Annotated in this window: 8 protein-coding genes; 4 read left to right on the top strand and 4 right to left on the bottom strand. The window is 72.3% G+C overall.

Annotation, left to right across the window (positions count from 1 at the left end):
* Positions 1 to 8: 8 nt before the first annotated feature.
* The gene (gene recQ, locus MWN52_RS14300) at positions 9 to 1,808 is read right to left on the bottom strand and encodes a DNA helicase RecQ (RefSeq protein WP_286575159.1); all 1,800 of its coding nucleotides are present in this window, start codon (positions 1,806 to 1,808) and stop codon (positions 9 to 11) included.
* A 257-nt stretch (positions 1,809 to 2,065) separates the two neighbouring features.
* Positions 2,066 to 2,614 (bottom strand): Dps family protein, encoded by a 549-nt coding sequence (locus tag MWN52_RS14295; RefSeq protein WP_130517195.1) that lies wholly within the window; start codon positions 2,612 to 2,614, stop codon positions 2,066 to 2,068.
* Between the two features lie 84 nt (positions 2,615 to 2,698).
* Between MWN52_RS14295 and hrpA the strand changes: the two genes are divergently transcribed.
* Positions 2,699 to 6,883: an ATP-dependent RNA helicase HrpA gene (gene hrpA / locus MWN52_RS14290; RefSeq protein ID WP_286575158.1), complete on the top strand. Its 4,185-nt coding sequence runs from the start codon at positions 2,699 to 2,701 to the stop codon at positions 6,881 to 6,883.
* A gap of 337 nt (positions 6,884 to 7,220) precedes the next feature.
* Here hrpA and MWN52_RS14285 read toward each other — a convergent pair whose 3' ends face one another.
* Positions 7,221 to 9,020: a chloride channel protein gene (locus MWN52_RS14285; RefSeq protein ID WP_286575157.1), complete on the bottom strand. Its 1,800-nt coding sequence runs from the start codon at positions 9,018 to 9,020 to the stop codon at positions 7,221 to 7,223.
* Positions 9,021 to 9,200: 180 nt separating this feature from the next.
* On the opposite strand from MWN52_RS14285, the gene MWN52_RS14280 reads away from it, so the two are divergent.
* The 3 genes from MWN52_RS14280 to MWN52_RS14270 all read left to right on the top strand — a co-directional run bounded on the left by MWN52_RS14280 (position 9,201) and on the right by MWN52_RS14270 (position 14,593).
* On the top strand, positions 9,201 to 11,372 hold the full coding sequence (locus MWN52_RS14280; RefSeq protein WP_286575156.1) for a RelA/SpoT family protein: 2,172 nt from the start codon (positions 9,201 to 9,203) through the stop codon (positions 11,370 to 11,372).
* Positions 11,373 to 12,155: 783 nt separating this feature from the next.
* Positions 12,156 to 13,730 carry a hypothetical protein gene (locus MWN52_RS14275; RefSeq protein WP_286577749.1) on the top strand — a complete coding sequence of 525 codons (1,575 nt, stop codon included), beginning with the start codon at positions 12,156 to 12,158 and terminating at the stop codon, positions 13,728 to 13,730.
* 2 nt (positions 13,731 to 13,732) lie between these two features.
* On the top strand, positions 13,733 to 14,593 hold the full coding sequence (locus MWN52_RS14270; RefSeq protein WP_130517203.1) for an EcsC family protein: 861 nt from the start codon (positions 13,733 to 13,735) through the stop codon (positions 14,591 to 14,593).
* Positions 14,594 to 14,661: 68 nt separating this feature from the next.
* Here MWN52_RS14270 and MWN52_RS14265 read toward each other — a convergent pair whose 3' ends face one another.
* Positions 14,662 to 16,767, bottom strand: a complete 2,106-nt coding sequence (locus MWN52_RS14265) for a glycosyltransferase (RefSeq protein WP_286575155.1) — start codon at positions 16,765 to 16,767, stop codon at positions 14,662 to 14,664.
* Positions 16,768 to 16,812 lie beyond the last annotated feature (45 nt).

Below are 16,812 nucleotides of genomic sequence, written 5' to 3'. Positions count from 1 at the left end.
GGCGGGCGTCAGCCCGCCTCGCGGACCACGTCGATCAGCGCCGGGCCATAGCGGTCCAGCTTGCTGCCGCCCACGCCGCCCACGCGCGCCAGGGCGCGCAGGTCGGTCGGGCGCTGCTGGGCGATGTTGCGCAGTGTGGCGTCGTGGAAGATGACGTAGGCCGGCACGTTCTGCTCCTTGGCCAGCTGCGCGCGCAGGCGGCGCAGGGCCTGGAACAGCGGCTGGTCGGTCTCGGGGACCTCGGCCGCGGCCGGGCTGGTGCCGCCGCTGCGCTGGCGCAGCTTGGGCGAATCCTTGCGCAGCAGCAGGGTCTGCTGGCCTTGCAGGACCGGCTTGGCCGAGGGCGTCAGGCGCAGGCTGCCGTGGCCTTCGGCGTCGACCTCCAGCACGCTGGCGGCCACCAGCTGGCGGAACACGCCACGCCAGGTTGCCGCATCGAGATCGCTGCCGATGCCATAGGTGGTGAGCTGATCGTGGCCGAGCTGGCGGATGCGCTCGGTGTCGGCGCCGCGCAGCACGTCGATCAGATGCGCCGCGCCGAAGCGCTGGCCGGTGCGGTAGACGCAGCTCAGCGCCTTGCGCGCGGCCTCGGTCGCGTCCCAGGTCGCGGCCGGGGTCAGGCAGTTGTCGCAGTTGCCGCAGGGTTGCGGATAGGTCTCGCCGAAGCCGGCCAGCAGCACCTGGCGCCGGCACTGCATCGATTCGCAATAGCCCAGCAGCTGGTCGAGCTTGCGCCGCTCCAGGCGCTTGCGCTCCTCGGCGGCCTCGCCCTGTTCGATCATCTGCTTGAGCAGCACCACATCGCCCAGGCCATAGGCCAGCCAGGCCTGGGCGGGCTCGCCGTCGCGGCCGGCTCGGCCGGTTTCCTGGTAGTAGCCCTCCAGCGACTTGGGCAGGTCGGTGTGGGCGACGAAGCGCACGTCCGGCTTGTCGATGCCCATGCCGAAGGCGATGGTCGCGCACATGACGATGCCGTCCTCGCGCAGGAAGCGGCGCTGGTTCTCGGCGCGCAGCCGCGCGTCCAGGCCGGCGTGGTAGGGCAGGGCGTCGAAGCCCTTCTCGCGCAGGAACTCGGCGGTCTGCTCGACCTTCTTGCGCGACATGCAGTAGACGATGCCGGCCTGGCCCTTGTGGTCCTCCAGGAAGTCCAGCAGCTGGCGGCGGCCGTTGTCCTTCTGCACCACGGTGTAGCGGATGTTGGGCCGGTCGAAGGAGCTGACGAAGCGGCACGCGTCCTCCAGCTGCAGGCGCTCGGCGATCTCGGCCTGGGTGGGCGGATCGGCCGTGGCGGTCAGGGCGATGCGCGGTACCTGCGGCCAGCGCTCGTGCAGCACGGTGAGCTGGCGGTACTCGGGGCGGAAGTCGTGGCCCCACTGCGACACGCAGTGCGCCTCGTCGATGGCGAACAGGCTCACCTGTGCGCGATCGAGCAGCGACAGGAAGCGCGGGGTCAGCAGCCGTTCGGGCGCCACGTACAGCAGATCCAGCTCGCCGGACAGCAGGTCGCGCTCGACCTGCTGGGCGGCCTGGGCCTCGAGCGAGGAGTTGAGGAACTCGGCGCGCACGCCCAGCTGGCGCAGCGCCTCGACCTGATCCTGCATCAGCGCGATCAGCGGCGAGACCACGATCGCCGTGCCCTCGCGCAGCAGCGCCGGCACCTGGTAGCACAGCGACTTGCCGCCGCCGGTGGGCATCAGCACCAGGGCGTCGTGGCCGCTGGCCAGGTGCTCGACGATGGCGGCCTGCTCGCCGCGGAAACCAGGGTGTCCGAACACCCGGTGGAGGATTTCTAGCGCACGTTCCTGCATGCGTACAGGATACCGGGCCGCGGTCTCATCCCCCAGATACGCAATGCCCGGCACAGGGCCGGGCATCGACTACAAATCACGTCGGAAATTTCTGGATCCCGGCTGCAGCCCCCGATTCACTGGCTGGTGGAGAGCCCCCTTGAGTCAAGGGGGCGCGCCGAAGGCGCGGGGATCTGGCAGACGAGTGAGCAGGGGCCCAAGGTTTCGCCAAAGGCGAAACTTTGGGGTAAGCCCGCAGGGACGAAGTCCCGAAGGGATTATTGCAACAGCGACCGCAGCATCCACGCATACTTCTCGTGGGTGTTCAGGCGCTGGGTCATCAGGTCCACGGTCGGGTCGTCGCTGCCGTTCTCGGCGGTCTTCAGCGTCTGGCGCGCGGTGCGGCAGACCGCCTCGTTGCCGACCACCAGCTGGCGCACCATCTCCTTCCAGTCGGCGCTGTCGGACAGGCCGGCCTCCTCGGGGATGGAGCTGAGCGCGACGAACTCGCGGTACGAACCCGGCGCGTTGTAGCCCAGGGCGCGGATGCGCTCGGCGACTTCGTCCAGCGCGCCCCACTGTTCGGTGTACTGGGTCTCGAACATCAGGTGCAGCGAGTTGAACATCGGCCCGGTCACGTTCCAGTGGAAGTTATGGGTCTTCAGGTACAGCGTGTACGCGTCGGCCAGGTAGTGCGACAGGGCGGCGGCGATGTCCTTGCGATCGGCCGGACTGATCCCGATATCCACACGCGGGGCGCTCGGCGCGGCGGCGGCCAGCGGCGTGCCCTTCTTCTTGGTGGCGGGTTTGGTCTTGGTCTTGGCCATGTGCAACTCCTCATCAGTGGCGATGCGTCACAATAAACGCCGCAGATGAAGATTGGTAATCAAAAGATTCACGCAGAACGATTCATGGCTTCAATCGCCCCGCTTCCCACCCAGCCCGACGCCGCGCGGCGCGCCATCGATGGCGCGCTGAGCCGCGACCGTGGCCGCCTGCACGGCCTGTGGTCGCGCTGGAAGGCCGCGCCGGAGGACGCGCAGCTGCGCGCGCGCTTCGGCCAGGCGCTGGCCGAGTCGGTGGCCGCCTGTCAGGCGCGCGCGGCCAACCTGCCGGCGGTGACCCTGGACCAGGCGCTGCCGATCGCGCGCGAGGGCGAGCGGATCGTCGAGCTGATCCGCCAGCACCAGGTCGTGGTGATCGCCGGCGAGACCGGCTCGGGCAAGACCACCCAGCTGCCCAAGCTGTGCCTGGCGGCCGGGCGCGGCGCGGCCGGCATGATCGGCTGCACCCAGCCGCGCCGCATCGCCGCGCGCGCGGTGGCCCGGCGCGTGGCCGAGGAGCTGCAGGTGCCCATGGGCGGCGCGGTTGGCTACCAGGTGCGCTTCAACGACAACGTCGGCGACGACACGCGCATCAAGTTCATGACCGACGGCATCCTGCTGGCGGAGATCGCCAGCGACCGCTGGCTGTCGAACTACGACACGATCATCGTCGACGAGGCGCACGAGCGCAGCCTCAACATCGACTTCCTGCTGGGGTATCTGAAGCAGCTGCTGCGCAAGCGCCGCGACCTGAAGGTCATCGTCACCTCGGCGACCATCGACACGGCGCGCTTCGCCGCGCACTTCGACGACGCGCCGGTGGTCAGCGTGGAAGGGCGCACCTTCCCGGTGGAAGTGCGCTATCGGCCGCTGGAGGAGCCGGGAGTGGAGAGCGGGGATTCGGGATTGGACACAGCGGATGGCGGCGAGCGCCCGACATCCCGTGCTTCCGCCAATCCCGACTCCCGACTCCCCAATCCCGGCCTCACCGTCAACGATGCGATCGTCGCGGCGGTCGACGAGATCACCCGGGAAGACGCGCGCGGCGACGTGCTGATCTTCCTGCCGGGCGAGCGCGAGATCCGCGACGCGCACCAGGCGCTGGAACGGCGCAAGTACCGCCATACCGAGGTGCTGCCGCTATATGCGCGGCTGTCGGCCAAGGACCAGGACGCGGTGTTCAATCCCGGCGCGCAGCGGCGCATCGTGCTGGCCACCAACGTGGCCGAGACCTCGCTGACCGTGCCGCGCATCCGCTACGTGGTCGATCCCGGCCTGGCGCGGGTCAAGCGCTACAGCCCGCGGCAGAAGCTGGACCGCCTGCACATCGAGCCGGTCAGCCAGGCCAGCGCCAACCAGCGCATGGGCCGCTGCGGCCGCGTGGCCGAAGGCATCTGCGTGCGCCTGTACGCGCAGGCCGATTTCGAGGCGCGTCCGCGCTATACGGACCCGGAGATCCGGCGTTCCTCGCTGGCCGGCGTGATCCTGCGCATGCTGCAGCTGGGCTTGGGCCGGATCGAGGATTTCCCGTTCCTGGAGGCGCCGGACGAGCGCGCCATCGCCGATGGCTGGCAGCAGCTGGTCGAGCTGGGCGCGGTCACCGAGGCCGACCGCCACGGCCTGCGCAAGCTGACCGAGGTCGGCCGGCGCATGGCGCGCCTGCCGGTGGACGTGAAGCTGGCGCGCATGCTGGTCGCCGCGCAGGCGCACGGCTGCCTGCGGCCGATGCTGGTGATCGCCGCGTTCCTGGGGATCCAGGATCCGCGCGAGCGCCCGCCCGAGGCGCGCGAGGCGGCAGACAACGCGCATGCCAAGTTCGCCGATGCGCGCTCGGAGTTCGTCGGCATCCTGCGGCTGTGGGACGGCTATGCGCAGGCGCACGAGGAGCTGACCCAGTCCAAGCTGCGCGACTGGTGCGGGCGCCACTTCCTGGGCTTCCTGCGCATGCGCGAGTGGCGCGAGCTGCATCGCCAGCTGCGGGTGCTGTGCGAGGAGCTGGGCTGGGCCGAAGAACCGGCCGCCGCCGCGATGGCGCCACTGCTGGCCGGCTCGCCCGCCGCGCCGGTGGGCCAGGACGGCAAGCCCGCCTCGCGGCCCACGCGCGGCGAACTGCATCGCGCCGCGCGCCTGGCGCGCGAGGGCAAGGCCTCGCTGCCGGGCGCAGCGCCGGCCCAGGCCGCGCCTGCGCCTGCGGCGCAGGACGACAGCGCGCCGCGGATCAGCGAGCGCGAGCGCAGCGCGGCCTACCAGTCGCTGCACCGCGCGCTGATCGCCGGCCTGCCGACCCAGGTCGGGCATCGCACCGAGAAGGGCGATTTCCTGGCCCCGCGCCAGCGCCGGTTCCATCTGTTCCCCGGCTCGGCCCTGGCCAAGAAGCCGCCGGCCTGGGTGCTGACCGCCACGCTGCTGGACACCCAGCGCGTGTGGGGCCTGACCAACGCGGCGATCGAGCCGGACTGGGTGATCGCCGAGGTGCCGCAGCTGCTGGCGCGCAAGCACTTCGACCCGCACTGGTCGCGTGCGCAGGGGCAGGTGCTGGCCTCCGAGCAGATCAGCCTGTTCGGCCTGGTGCTGGCGCCGAAGAAGCCGGTCCACTATGGCCGCATCGCGCCGCAGGAGGCGCATGAACTGTTCGTGCGCCAGGGGCTGGTGCCGGGCGAGATCAACACGCGCGCCTCGTTCGTCGCCGACAACGGCAAGGTGCTGGCCGCCGCGCACGAGGAAGAGGCCAAGCTGCGCCGCGCCGGCATCGTCGCCGACGAGGACTGGCAGGCGCGGTGGTATCTGGACCGCATCCCGGGCGAACTGCATTCGGCCGCAGGCCTGGATGCCTGGTGGAAGACGCTGCCCGACGACAAGCGCGGCCGGCTGCGCTGGTCGCTGGCCGATCTGCTGCCCGGCGAGGGCAGCGAGGCCGATCGCTATCCGAAGTATTTCGCGCTGGGCGATGCGCGCCTGCCGCTGCACTACACCTTCGAGCCGGGCGCGGAGGACGACGGCGTCACCCTCGAGGTGCCGCTGCATCTGCTGAACGCCCTGGATGCGGCGCGGCTGTCGTGGCTGGCGCCGGGCTTCGTCGCGGAGAAGGCGGCCGCGCTGATCCGCACGCTGCCCAAGGCGCAGCGGCGCAACTTCGTGCCGGCGCCGGACTTCGGCCGTGCGTTCTTCGAGGCGCATCGCAAGCCCTCCGGCGACGATCTGCGCGGCGAGCTGGCGCGCTTCCTGGCCAAGGCCACCGGCGTGGCGGTGAGCGCGCTGGATTTCGACGAAGCCGCGCTGGAGCCGCATCTGCGCATGCACCTGCGCCTGCGCGACGAGCAGGGCAAGGTGCTGGCGTCTTCGCGCGATCTGGAGGCGCTGCGCGAACGCTTCGGCACGCAGGCCGGCCATGCCTTCGCCGCGCGCGCCGGACGTGCGCTGGCCAGCGAGGGCCTGCACGCCTTCCCGCACGACCCGATCCCGCTGCAGGTGCCCGGCGAAGCCGGCGTGCCGGCGTATCCGGCGCTGGTGGACGAGGGCGACAGCGCCGCGCTGCGCATCTTCGCCGACCGCGCGCAGGCCGCCGCCGCACATCCCCGCGGCGTGCGGCGCCTGCTGGAGCTGGCGCTGGCCGACAAGGTCAAGCAGGCGCGCAAGCAGCTGCCGGTCTCGCCCAAGACCGGGCTGCTGTATGCGGCTATCGAGTCGCAGGAGCGCCTGCGCGGCGATATCGTCGATGCGGCCCTCAACGCGGTGCTGGCCGAGGGCCTGGGCGAGATCCGCGACCCGGGCAGCTTCGCCCAGCGCCGCGATGCGGCCGGCAAGGCGCTGTTCGGCGAGGCGATGGAGCGGCTCAAGCTGGCCGAGGCGATCCTGGCCGGCGTGGCCGAACTCAAGCCCGAGCTGGAGGCGCCGCTGATGGGCTGGGCGCGCGGCAACCTGGACGATCTGACCGCCCAGCTGGCCGCGCTGGTGCATCCGGGCTTCCTGCGCGACACGCCGGCGCCGGCGCTGTCCCAGTTCCCGCGGTATCTCAAGGCGATGAAGCTGCGCGCCGAGCGGGCCAAGCGCGATCCCACCCGCGACCAGCAGCGCATGCTGGAGCTGGTGCCGTTCATGCAGGCGCTGGAGGATGCCGCCGCGCTGGGCCGCGCCGCCTCGGACGACTGGCAGGCGCTGCGCTGGGATCTGGAGGAACTGCGCGTGTCGCTGTTCGCCCAGGAGCTGGGCGCGCGCAGCGGCGTCAGCCCGAAGAAGCTGGCCCAGCGCGTGGCCGCCCTCCAGGGGCGCTGACTCGCTCCCTCCCTTTCGCGTAGCGAAGGGGAGGGCTGGGGAGGGGTGCTGTTGCTTTGGCTTTTCAGGCGCTCCGCGAAAGGCACCCCCTCCCAGCCTCCCCCTGCCCGCTGCGCGGGCAAGGGGAGGGGCAGAGGCGCTCCTCGCGCGGGTGCGGCTTCGTTGGCGGTGGTGCAGCTCGGCCCCCTCCCTTTCGCGCTCAGCGCGAAGGGGAGGGACGGGGAGGGGTGCTGTTGCTTTGGCTCTTCAGGCGCTCCGCGAAAAGCCCCCCCTCCCAGCCTCCCCCTGCCCGCTGCGCGGGCAAGGGGAGGGGCAGAGGCGCTTCAGCGCCTAGGGATCACTCATCTCCGCTGACGCGCTCGCCCATCAGCTCGCGTTGCCGCTTCTCCAGCTCCTCGGCGTAGCGCTTGCGTACGAAGTTTTCGGACAGCACGCCGAGCACCTTGCGCTCGTCGTCGACCACGGCCAGTTCGTCGGCCTGGGTGGCGTCGAAGACCTTCATGATCGAGACGATGTCGGTGTCGGCGGTCAGCGCCGTGTCGCGGTGCTGGGCGTACTGCGCCACGGTGGCGTCCTCGCGCACGCGGTCGGCGTAGACCGTCGACAGGGGCACCAGCCCGGCGTAGTGGCCGCGCTCGTCCTCCAGCACCACGCGCTGGGTCGAACCCAGCGGGAAGCGGCGGCGGAACTCGGCCACGCTGGTGTCCTGCAAGGTGTGGTTGGCGTCCTTGCGCATCATCTTGCCGGCCGACAGGTTGCGCACCCAGCCCACGTCGCGCGCGCTGCGGATGCTTTCCCCGCGCAGGTGCAGGCGCCAGGTCGAGAACGAATAGCCGAAGGCCTGGCGCACCACCGTGTTGGCCACCAGCACCGCCACCATCACCGCGGTGGTCAGCACGAAATCGTGGGTGCCCTCCAGGATCAGCATGGCCATGGTCATCGGCGCGCCGACGATGGCCGCGGCCAGGGCCGCCATGCCCACCAATGCCGCGCCGGTGACGTCCACCACCGAGGCTTGGACCAGCTGGTTCATGCCCACCGCGAAGAACGCGCCGACCAGCGAGCCCATGAACAGCGAGGCGAAGAACAGGCCGCCGCGGAAGCCGAAACCCAGGCAGATGCCCGAGGCCAGGCACTTGAGCACCAGCAGCGTGGCCAGCAGCTGCAAGGTGTTGTCCCCGCCGATGTCCAGGTGCAGCGCGCCGTGGCCGGAGGACAGCACCTGCGGCGAGACCAGCGCCAGCGGGATCAGCAGCAGGCCGCCGATCACCGGCCGGCCCCAGATCGGCAGCTGGATCTTGCCGACGCCGCGTTCGATCCCGGCCACCAGCCGCATCACCGCGATGCCGATCAGCGCGCAGGTCAGCCCCAGGGCGATGTAGATGGCGTAGTCGCGCGGCTCGAGCTGGTAGGCGGTGGCCGCCGGCAGCGTATAGGCCGACGCGCCCAGCGTGTCGGCCATGAACGCCCCGGCCAGCGCGGCGGCGGCCACCGGCGCCAGCGCCGAGGGCACGTAGGCACCGATGACGATCTCGAAGGCGTAGAACGCCCCGGCCAGCGGCGCGCCGAAGGCCGCGGCGATCGCCCCGGCCGCGCCGGCGCCGACCAGGGTGCGCATGTCGGTGCGGCGCACGCGCAGGATGCGGCCCAGCTGCGAACCGGCGCCCGAGCCCATCTGGGTGTAGGTGGCCTCCAGCCCGACCGAGGCGCCGAAGCCGTTGGACAGCAGCGTCTGCGCGGCGACGATCAGGTTGTCGCGCATCGACATGCGGCCGCCGTGCAGGGCGTTGGCTTCGACCGAGTCGATCAGCGCGCGCTTGCGTCGCCGCGCGATGAGCGTCACCAGCCCGACCAGCAGGCCGCCCAGCGGCAGCACCAGCAGCTGGTTGAGGCTGACATGGTCGAGCATGCTCAGGCGCTGGTCCGGCGCCAGGCCGTACAGCCAGGCCTGCAGGCCATGGGCGATGCCGCTCTGCAGGACGGTCAGCGCCGCGGCGATCAGCCCGACCAGCGCGGCCAGGCCGATGAACCACAGGTCGCTGGCGCGCAACTGCCTGCGCAGCCAGTCCAGTGGACGGTGCGCCTGCAGGCCGCACCAGCGCGCCAGCGGCTGCAGCCTATCGGCGAGGCCTTGCATCAGGACGCACGCGAACGGTGGCCCCTGCCTGCGCACGCGCGGACCGGCGCGGCGCGGGGATGCACGGGGCGCCGGGGGCGGATCGCACGGTGTGTGCGCGGCATGGGTGTTCTTCAACGAGGGGCAGGCCGTTAGTGTAGTCGTACCCTTCGATCCCCACCGTGTGATGGTGCACGCCTGATGTCCGCTTCACCGACGCTGCCGCTGTCCGCCTCCGACGCCGCCCTTTCCGTGCTGCCCGCCGGCCTGCGCGACCAGGTCGAGCCCGCCCTGGCCCAGCCCGGCGCGCAGGACGGCATGCCCGATCCGTGGCCGGTGCTGGCCAACACCCTGGCGACCCTGGCCGGGCTGTCCGCCGATGCCGAGGTGCTGGGCGCGGCCCTGCTGTTCGGCCTGCCGGGCCTGCAGCCGGCGCTGCTGGGGACGCTGCGCACGCGCCATCCCGGCCTGCCGGCGCTGCTGGATGGCCAGGCCGCCGCCGCGCAGGTCTGGGCGCTGCATGCCGAGCCGGCCTCGGCGCGCAACACCGAAGGCCTGCGCCGGCTGCTGCTGGCCATGGTCCACGACCTGCGCGTGGTGCCGATCCTGCTGGCGCGGCAGCTGGCGCGCATGCGCGCGGCCGCGACGCTGCCGGCCGACCAGCGCCGCGAGCTGGCCCTGCTGACCCGCGACATCCACGCGCCGCTGGCCAACCGGCTCGGCATCTGGCAGCTGAAGTGGGAGCTGGAAGACCTCTCCTTCCGCTACCTGCAGCCGGACACCTACCGCTCCATCGCCGCGCAGCTGGACGACAAGCGCGGCGGGCGCGAGCGCTACATCGAGCAGGTCAAGGCGACCCTGCGCGAAACCCTGGCCGCGCATCACATCGCCGCCGAAGTCAGCGGCCGGCCCAAGCACATCTACAGCATCTGGAAGAAGATGCAGCGCAAGCAGGTGGCGCTGGACGAGCTGTTCGACCTGCGCGCGGTGCGCATCGCGGTCAGCGACGTGGCCCAGTGCTACGCGGCGCTGGGCGTGGTGCACGCGCTGTGGACGCCGATCCCGTCGGAGTTCGACGACTACATCGCCCGGCCCAAGGCCAACGACTACCGCTCGCTGCACACCGCGGTAATCGGCCCGGAAGGGCGCGCGCTGGAGGTGCAGATCCGCACCCACGAGATGCACGCCCAGGCCGAGCTGGGCGTGGCCGCGCACTGGCGCTACAAGGAGGGCGGCGGCGATGCCGCCTTCGACCGCAAGATCGCCTGGATGCGCCGGCTGCTGGAGCATGCCGGCGACAGCGAGGCGGGCGATACGGCCAAGGCGGAGGCCGCGCTGGGCGGGGAGTTCGCCGCCGAGCTGGCCGAGGACCGCATCTATACGCTCACGCCCAAGGGCGAGGTGATCGACCTGCCGCGCGGCGGCACGGTGCTGGATTTCGCCTACCACGTGCACACCATGGTCGGGCACCGCACGCGCGGGGCCAAGGTCAACGGCCGCATCGTGCCGCTGGGCCACGTGCTGCGCAGCGGCGACCGGGTGGAGATCATGACCGCCAAGACCGGCGAGCCCAAGCGCGACTGGCTGCTGCCGGCCAATGGCTTTCTGGCCAGTGCGCGTTCGCGCGACAAGGTGCGCGCGTACTTCCACAAGCTCGACCGCGCCGGCAACATCGCCGCCGGCAAGGAGCTGCTGGAGCGCGAGCTCAAGCGCCTGCATCTGCACCAGCTGGACCTGGGGCCGGCGCTGCGCAAGTTCCGCGCCGAGACGGCCGAGGAGCTGTACATCCAGGTGGCCCTGGGCGACACCGGCCCCAGCCAGGTCGCCCGTGCGCTGCAGGAAGAGCAGCGCGCGCAGGCCGGCGACGGCCCGCTGCCGCCGCAGAACCCGATCCGCCGCCCCGTGCAGCGCGCGCCCGGCGCGGACAAGTCGCGCTTCACCGTGCAGGGCGTGGGTAACCTGTTGGTGCAGCTGGCCAAGTGCTGCCAGCCGGTGGCCGGCGAACCCATCGTCGGCTACCTCACCCGCGGCCGCGGCGTCACCGTGCACCGGCGCGACTGCGCCGCGCTGCGCCGGCTGGCCGCCCAGCATCCGCAGCGCGTGCTGCCGGTGGAGTGGGGCGTGGCCGGCGGCGGTTACGAGGTCGATGCGCTGATCAGCGCCATCGACCGCAAGTGGCTGCTCAAGGACATCACCACGCTGATCGCGCAGGAGGATGCGCACGTGCTGGACATCCACAGCGACAGCGCCGGCGGCGCCGGCAAGATCCGCTTCCGGCTGAGGCTGAAGGTCTCCGACTACGGTCAGCTGTCCACCCTGCTCGGCAAGCTGGACGCGTTGCCCGGCGTGCAGGACGCGCGTCGCGCCGGCTGAGCGCGGCTTTCAAAGCGCGTTCTTGCCACACAGCAAAGCGCGTCTTCTGTTGTCCGCGCCGCGCAGTGGCCTCCGCCCCAGCTTTTAGCCCCCTCCCTTTCGTGCGCAGCACGAAGGGGAGCTCGAAGTCGCGGCGAGCGACTGAGGGGGATGGGGTGCTGTTGCTTCTGCACTTCAGGCGCCGCGCGAAAGGCACCCCCTCCCAACCTCCCCCTGCCCGCTGCGCGGGCAAGGGGAGGGGCAGGTCACTCGTCCAGCGTAGCCGCAGCTTTTGGCCCCCTCCCTTTCGTGCGAAGCACGAAGGGGAGGGCTGGGGAGGGGTGCTGTTGCTCTTGCACTTCAGGCGCCGCGCGAAAAGCACCCCCTCCCAACCCCCCCCTGCCCGCTGCGCGGGCAAGGGGAGGGGCAGATTGCTCGTCCAGCGTAGCCGCAGCTTTTGGCCCCCTCCCTTTCGTGCGGAGCACGAAGGGGAGCTCGAAGTCGCGGCTAGCGACTGAGGGGGAGGGGTGCTGTTGCTTCTGCACTTCAGGCGCCGCGCGAAAGGCACCCCCTCCCAACCTCCCCCTGCCCGCTGCGCGGGCAAGGGGAGGGGCACATGACCTCTCTGATCGTCGTTTCTGTGGACGTGGGAAACCAGCGGCTTGTGCACGCAGGGCGAGAGGCACTGGATCCCCGTGTTCGCAGGGAATGGCGATGGGTCGTGGTGTTTGGCTTCTCCCGCAAATCTGCTGTTCAGCATAGGGAACGGCTTGTCACGTTGGCTGGCGGATACTGCCGCGCGTGATGGAGCCGCACGACCGATTGCCTGACGGCAGGATCGAACCGCGCATCGACTGGCAGGCCGCGCCAGGCGAGCCGGCTCGCGTGCGCCCGCTGCCGGTACAGCGCCGGACGCGTCGCTGGCCGTGGATCCTCGGTGCGGCCGTGCTCGCGCTGCTGGTCGCGGCGGTGGCGCTGCGCCAACCGATCGCCGACCGGCTGTGGCAAGGCACGCGCGTGCAGGCCCTGCTCGACCAGGGCGAGGCGGCGCTCAAGCAGGGCCGGCTGAGCGCGCCGGACGGCAGTGGCGCGCGCCAGCGCTTCGAGGCCGCGCTGGCGCTGGACAACGACCGTAGCGAGGCACGCGACGGCCTGGCCCGCGTCGGTCGCGCCGCGATCGGTCAGGCGCGCGCCGCGCTGGCCGCGGGAGACCTCGCAGGTGCGGGCGCGGCGCTGGACCTGGCCCGCCAGCTGCAGGTGCCGCGCGCCGACGCCGACGCGATCGCGGCCGAACTGCGCCAGCGCGAGGCCCGCGCCGCCGGCATCGGCACGCTGCTGGCCCAGGCGGTGGCCGCGCGTGCGGCCGGGCGCATCGTCGGCGGCGACGATGCCGCGCTGCCGCTGTTCCAGCGCGTGCTGGGGCTGCAGCCGGACAACACCACCGCGCTGGAGGGCCGCGAGGATCTGCTGTCCGACCAGCTGCAGCAGGCGCGCCGCGCGTTGTCGGCCGGGGAGCTGGCCCAGGGCGCGCAGCTGATCGAGCAGGTGCGCGGCTTCGACGCCGGCCACTTCGACCTGCCGGCCGCGCGCGCGCAGCTGGCGCGCGCGCTGGACGATCAGCGTCGCCAGGCCGAGGCCGATCTGCGCCGCGGCCGCTTGGACGCGGCGCTGGAGCGCTACCGCGCCGTCCTCGCCGCCGCGCCCGGCGATGCCGCCGCCACGGCGGGCGTGCAGCAGGTCGCCCGGGCCTATGCCGAGGACGCACAGCGCCAGGCAGCGGATTTCGATTTCGAACAGGCGCGCGCCGCGCTGGCCCAGGCCCGCGCGCTGGCGCCGCAGTCGGCGGCCGTGGCCGAGGCCGCGCGCGCGATCGAGCGCGCCCAGCGCAGCCAGGCGCGGATGGAGCACGCCGCGCCACCCTCGCCGCAGCGCCAGCGCCGCGTGATCGCCCTGCTGGAAGAGGCCGAGCGCGCCCAGGCCCGCGGCGACTGGGTCGACCCGCCGGGCGAAAGCGCCTACGACAAGCTGCGCGCCGCCCAGGCGCTGGCGCCGGACGACGCGGCCGTGCGCCGCGCCGCGCAACGCCTGCTGCCCAACGTGCAGGGCTGCGTGAGCCGCGCGCTGGCCGCCAATCGCGTGCGCGCCGCGCAGACCTGCCTGGATGCCTGGCAGGCCATGGCGCCGGGCGATGCCAGCCTGGCGGCGGCGCGCCGGCAGCTGGCGATGCGCTGGATCGACATCGGCAGCGAGCGCCTGGGCGCCGGCGAGCTGGGCGTGGCCAGCGAGGCCCTGCAGCGCGCCCGCGGCCTGGACCGCAGCGCGCCGGGGCTGGCCGACTTCGCCGCGCGCATCGCCCACGCCCGCGCCGGAGGCGGCTGAGCATGGCGCGCGCACAGCCGCTGGTCGGCGAACTCATCCCGGCAGGCCAGGCCGGCACGCTCGGCCCGCATGAGCTCGAACAGCTGCGCCAGGCCGTGCGCAGGCTCGAGCACCCCAGCTTCGGCGCGCGCGTGGCCAACCTGGTCGGCGCGCCGGTGGAGCGGCTGGTCGGCTTCCTGCCGCGTCGGGCCCATGCGCTGATCGCCGCGGCCACGCGCAAGGCCATCGGCGCGGCCCTGCGCCTGTCGCTGACCACGCTGGACACGCGCGTGCCGGCCGAAGGCGCGCGCAAGTCCTCGGACTGGTGGCACCTGGGCGCGACCTCGGCCACCGGCGCCTTCGGCGGCGCGTTCGGCCTGACCGCGCTGGCGATCGAGCTGCCGCTGACCACCACGATCATGCTGCGCTCCATCGCCGACATCGCCCGCAGCGAGGGCGCCGACCTCAACGACCCGGCCGTGCGCCTGGAATGCGTGCGCGTGCTGGCGATGGGCGGCCCATCCTCGGCCGACGACGCGACCGAGGTCGGCTATTACGCCGCGCGCGAGGCGATGAGCCGCATGGTCGCCGACGCGGCCACGCACGTGGCCCGCCACGGCCTGCAGAAGGAAGGTGCGCCGGTGCTGGTCGGCCTGGTCAAGGCCATCGCCGAGCGCTACTCGATCCAGGTCAGCGAGAAGGCCGCCGCGCAGTGGATGCCGGTGCTCGGCGCGCTCGGCGGGGCGACGGTCAACGCCGTGTTCACCGACCACTTCCAGAGCATGGCCCGCGGCCACTTCGTCGTCCGCCGCCTCGAACGCCTGCACGGCCCGGAGACGGTGCGCGTGGCGTATGAGGCGCTGGCGCGGCTGATGGAGGAGTAGGGGGAAGAGGAGTGAGCAGAAGCGGGAGCGCCTGCGTTTGCTCTTACTCACTCCTCACGCCTCTCCACTCACTCCTGCTCCAAAAACAGCCGCCTCACCGTCGCGCGCGCCGCGTCCAGGGAGAAGTGGCGGCGCACATTGTCCAGGCCGTTGCCGGATAGATGGCGCCACAGTGCGGCGTCGCCGTCCAGGCGCAGCACGGCGTCGGCGAAGGCCTGGGGCGTGTCGGCCACCAGTACATCCAGGCCGTCGCGCAGATGCATGCCTTCGACCGCGATCGAGGTCGCCACCACCGGCAGGCCGTGGGCCATGGCCTGGTTGACCTTGCCCTTGACCCCGGCGCCGAAGCGCAGCGGCGCCAGCGCGATGCGGCTGGCGTCCAGCAGCGGCTGCAGGTCGGGCACGTGGCCGTGGACGATGAGATGGGCGCCGGCCAGGCGCCGCACCTGCGGCGGCGGGTCCATGCCCACCACGTGCAGGCGCAGCCGCGGGGCGCGGGCCAGGATCAGCGGCAGCACCTGCTCGCCGAACCACACCACCGCATCGACATTGGGCGGGTGGTGGAAGCCGCCGACGAACAGCAGATCGGCGCGGTCCTCGAACGCACCGCCGGGCGTGGCCGGGCGATGCAGGTTGGACAGGATCTCCACGCGCACCTGCGGCGCCACGCGCGCCAGTTCCTCGGCCTCGACCGGGCTGACCACCACGGTGGTGTCGGCCGCGGCCATCACCGCCAGTTCGCGCGCCTGGGTGGCCTGCGCCTGGCGCAGCATGGCCGCATCGCCGCTGGTCTGGGCGCCGCGCTGCTCGCGCAGGTAGTGCAGGTCCACGGTGTCGAACACCACCCTGGCCTGCGGCGCATGCGTGCGCAGCAGCGGCACAACCGCGTCGGCCACGTAGTGGCGGCAGACCATGGCCGTGGCGAAGCGCGCGCCGTGCTGGCGCAGGAAACGCGGCAGGGCAGTGGCGAACGGCGCGTACCAGACCTCCACGCCCATGGCCTGCAGCGCCTCGGTATAACCCGGCACATGGGCCAGGTCGGCGGCGACGAACACCACGTGCGCGCCTTCTTCCTGCAGCAGCGCGATCAGGTTGACCAGGCGCAGCGAGGCCGAGTCGCGGTCCGGCCGCGGCGTCATCGAATCGATCAGCAGCACCTGGCGCTGGTGCGCGTGCAGGCTGGCCGGAGAGGGTTCGCTGCGCTGGGTCGGATCGGCCTGCAGCGTGGCCTGCCACTTGTCGGCGAACACGCCGGCGTTGCGCACCTGGTAGGCCTTGATGCCGCTGCCGGTGTCGTTGCCGGCCGTGGCGCCTTCGCGGTGCACGACCACCGAGGCCGGCTGGTACAGCACGCGCCGGCCGGCCGCGCGCACGGCGAAGGCCAGGTCGGTGTCCTCGTAATAGGCCGGCGCGTAGCGGGTGTCGAAGCCGCCGACCTGTTCGAACAGCGCGCGCGGGATCGCCACCGCGGCGCCGGAGAGGTAATCGGCCTCGCGAACATAGCCATAGCGCGGGTCGTCGGGCGAGTCGAAGCGGCCGTAGTTCCAGGCCGAGCCATCGGCGAACACCACGCCGCCGGCCTCCTGCAGGCGGCCGTCCGGATAGACCAGCTTCGCCCCGGCCAGGCCGGTGCCCGGATGAGTGTCGAAGGTGCCCAGCAGCGCCTCCAGCCAGCCGGGCTGGGGCAGGGTGTCGTTGTTGAGGAAGACCAGGTAGCGTCCGCGCGCCAGCGCCGCGCCGTCGTTGCAGGCGGCGATGAAGCCGCCGTTGCGCGGCCGCAGGTGGTAGCGCAGGCCCTGCACCTGCGGCAGGCAGGCGGCGGTATCGTCGGGCGAGCCGTCGTCGACCACGATGATCTCCACCGGCAGCGCCGGCGGCCGGGCGGCCAGCGCGCGCAGGCAGTCCAGGGTCATCTGCAGCTGGCCGTAGACCGGGATGATCAGGCTGGCCAGCGGCGCCTCGGAGGCCGGCACGGCGAAGGGCGAGAACGGCTGAGAGGCCGGCAGCCACAGCGGCCGGGCCGGGGCGGGGCGGTTCAGGGCGCCGGCCAGGCGCTGCCAGGCGCGGCGGGCGGTCGGGGCCAGGCCGCGGCTGCGCGCGCTGGCGATGACGCGCCGCAGGGTGGAGGCCGCGCGCGTCCAGGCAAAGCGCGCCTCATCCCACAACATCCTCATCAGAACTCAACTCCGGCTGATCGGGCGGAAGGCCGCGCGGCCGGC

The organism is Pseudoxanthomonas winnipegensis, from assembly GCF_030322905.1.
GTDB classification, from domain to species: Bacteria; Pseudomonadota; Gammaproteobacteria; order Xanthomonadales; family Xanthomonadaceae; genus Pseudoxanthomonas_A; species Pseudoxanthomonas_A winnipegensis.
Note: the sequence above shows the minus strand (reverse complement) of the source record. Positions and strands in the feature narration are given on the sequence as shown.

Bases quoted from the DNA above. Each gene is read 5' to 3' on its own strand.
- recQ (WP_286575159.1), bottom strand. From the start codon at position 1,808: ATGCAGGAACGTGCGCTAGAAATCCTCCACCGGGTGTTCGGACACCCT.
- MWN52_RS14295 (WP_130517195.1), bottom strand. From the start codon at position 2,614: ATGGCCAAGACCAAGACCAAACCCGCCACCAAGAAGAAGGGCACGCCG.
- hrpA (WP_286575158.1), top strand. From the start codon at position 2,699: ATGGCTTCAATCGCCCCGCTTCCCACCCAGCCCGACGCCGCGCGGCGC.
- MWN52_RS14285 (WP_286575157.1), bottom strand. From the start codon at position 9,020: ATGCAAGGCCTCGCCGATAGGCTGCAGCCGCTGGCGCGCTGGTGCGGC.
- MWN52_RS14280 (WP_286575156.1), top strand. From the start codon at position 9,201: ATGTCCGCTTCACCGACGCTGCCGCTGTCCGCCTCCGACGCCGCCCTT.
- MWN52_RS14275 (WP_286577749.1), top strand. From the start codon at position 12,156: ATGGAGCCGCACGACCGATTGCCTGACGGCAGGATCGAACCGCGCATC.
- MWN52_RS14270 (WP_130517203.1), top strand. From the start codon at position 13,733: ATGGCGCGCGCACAGCCGCTGGTCGGCGAACTCATCCCGGCAGGCCAG.
- MWN52_RS14265 (WP_286575155.1), bottom strand. From the start codon at position 16,767: ATGAGGATGTTGTGGGATGAGGCGCGCTTTGCCTGGACGCGCGCGGCC.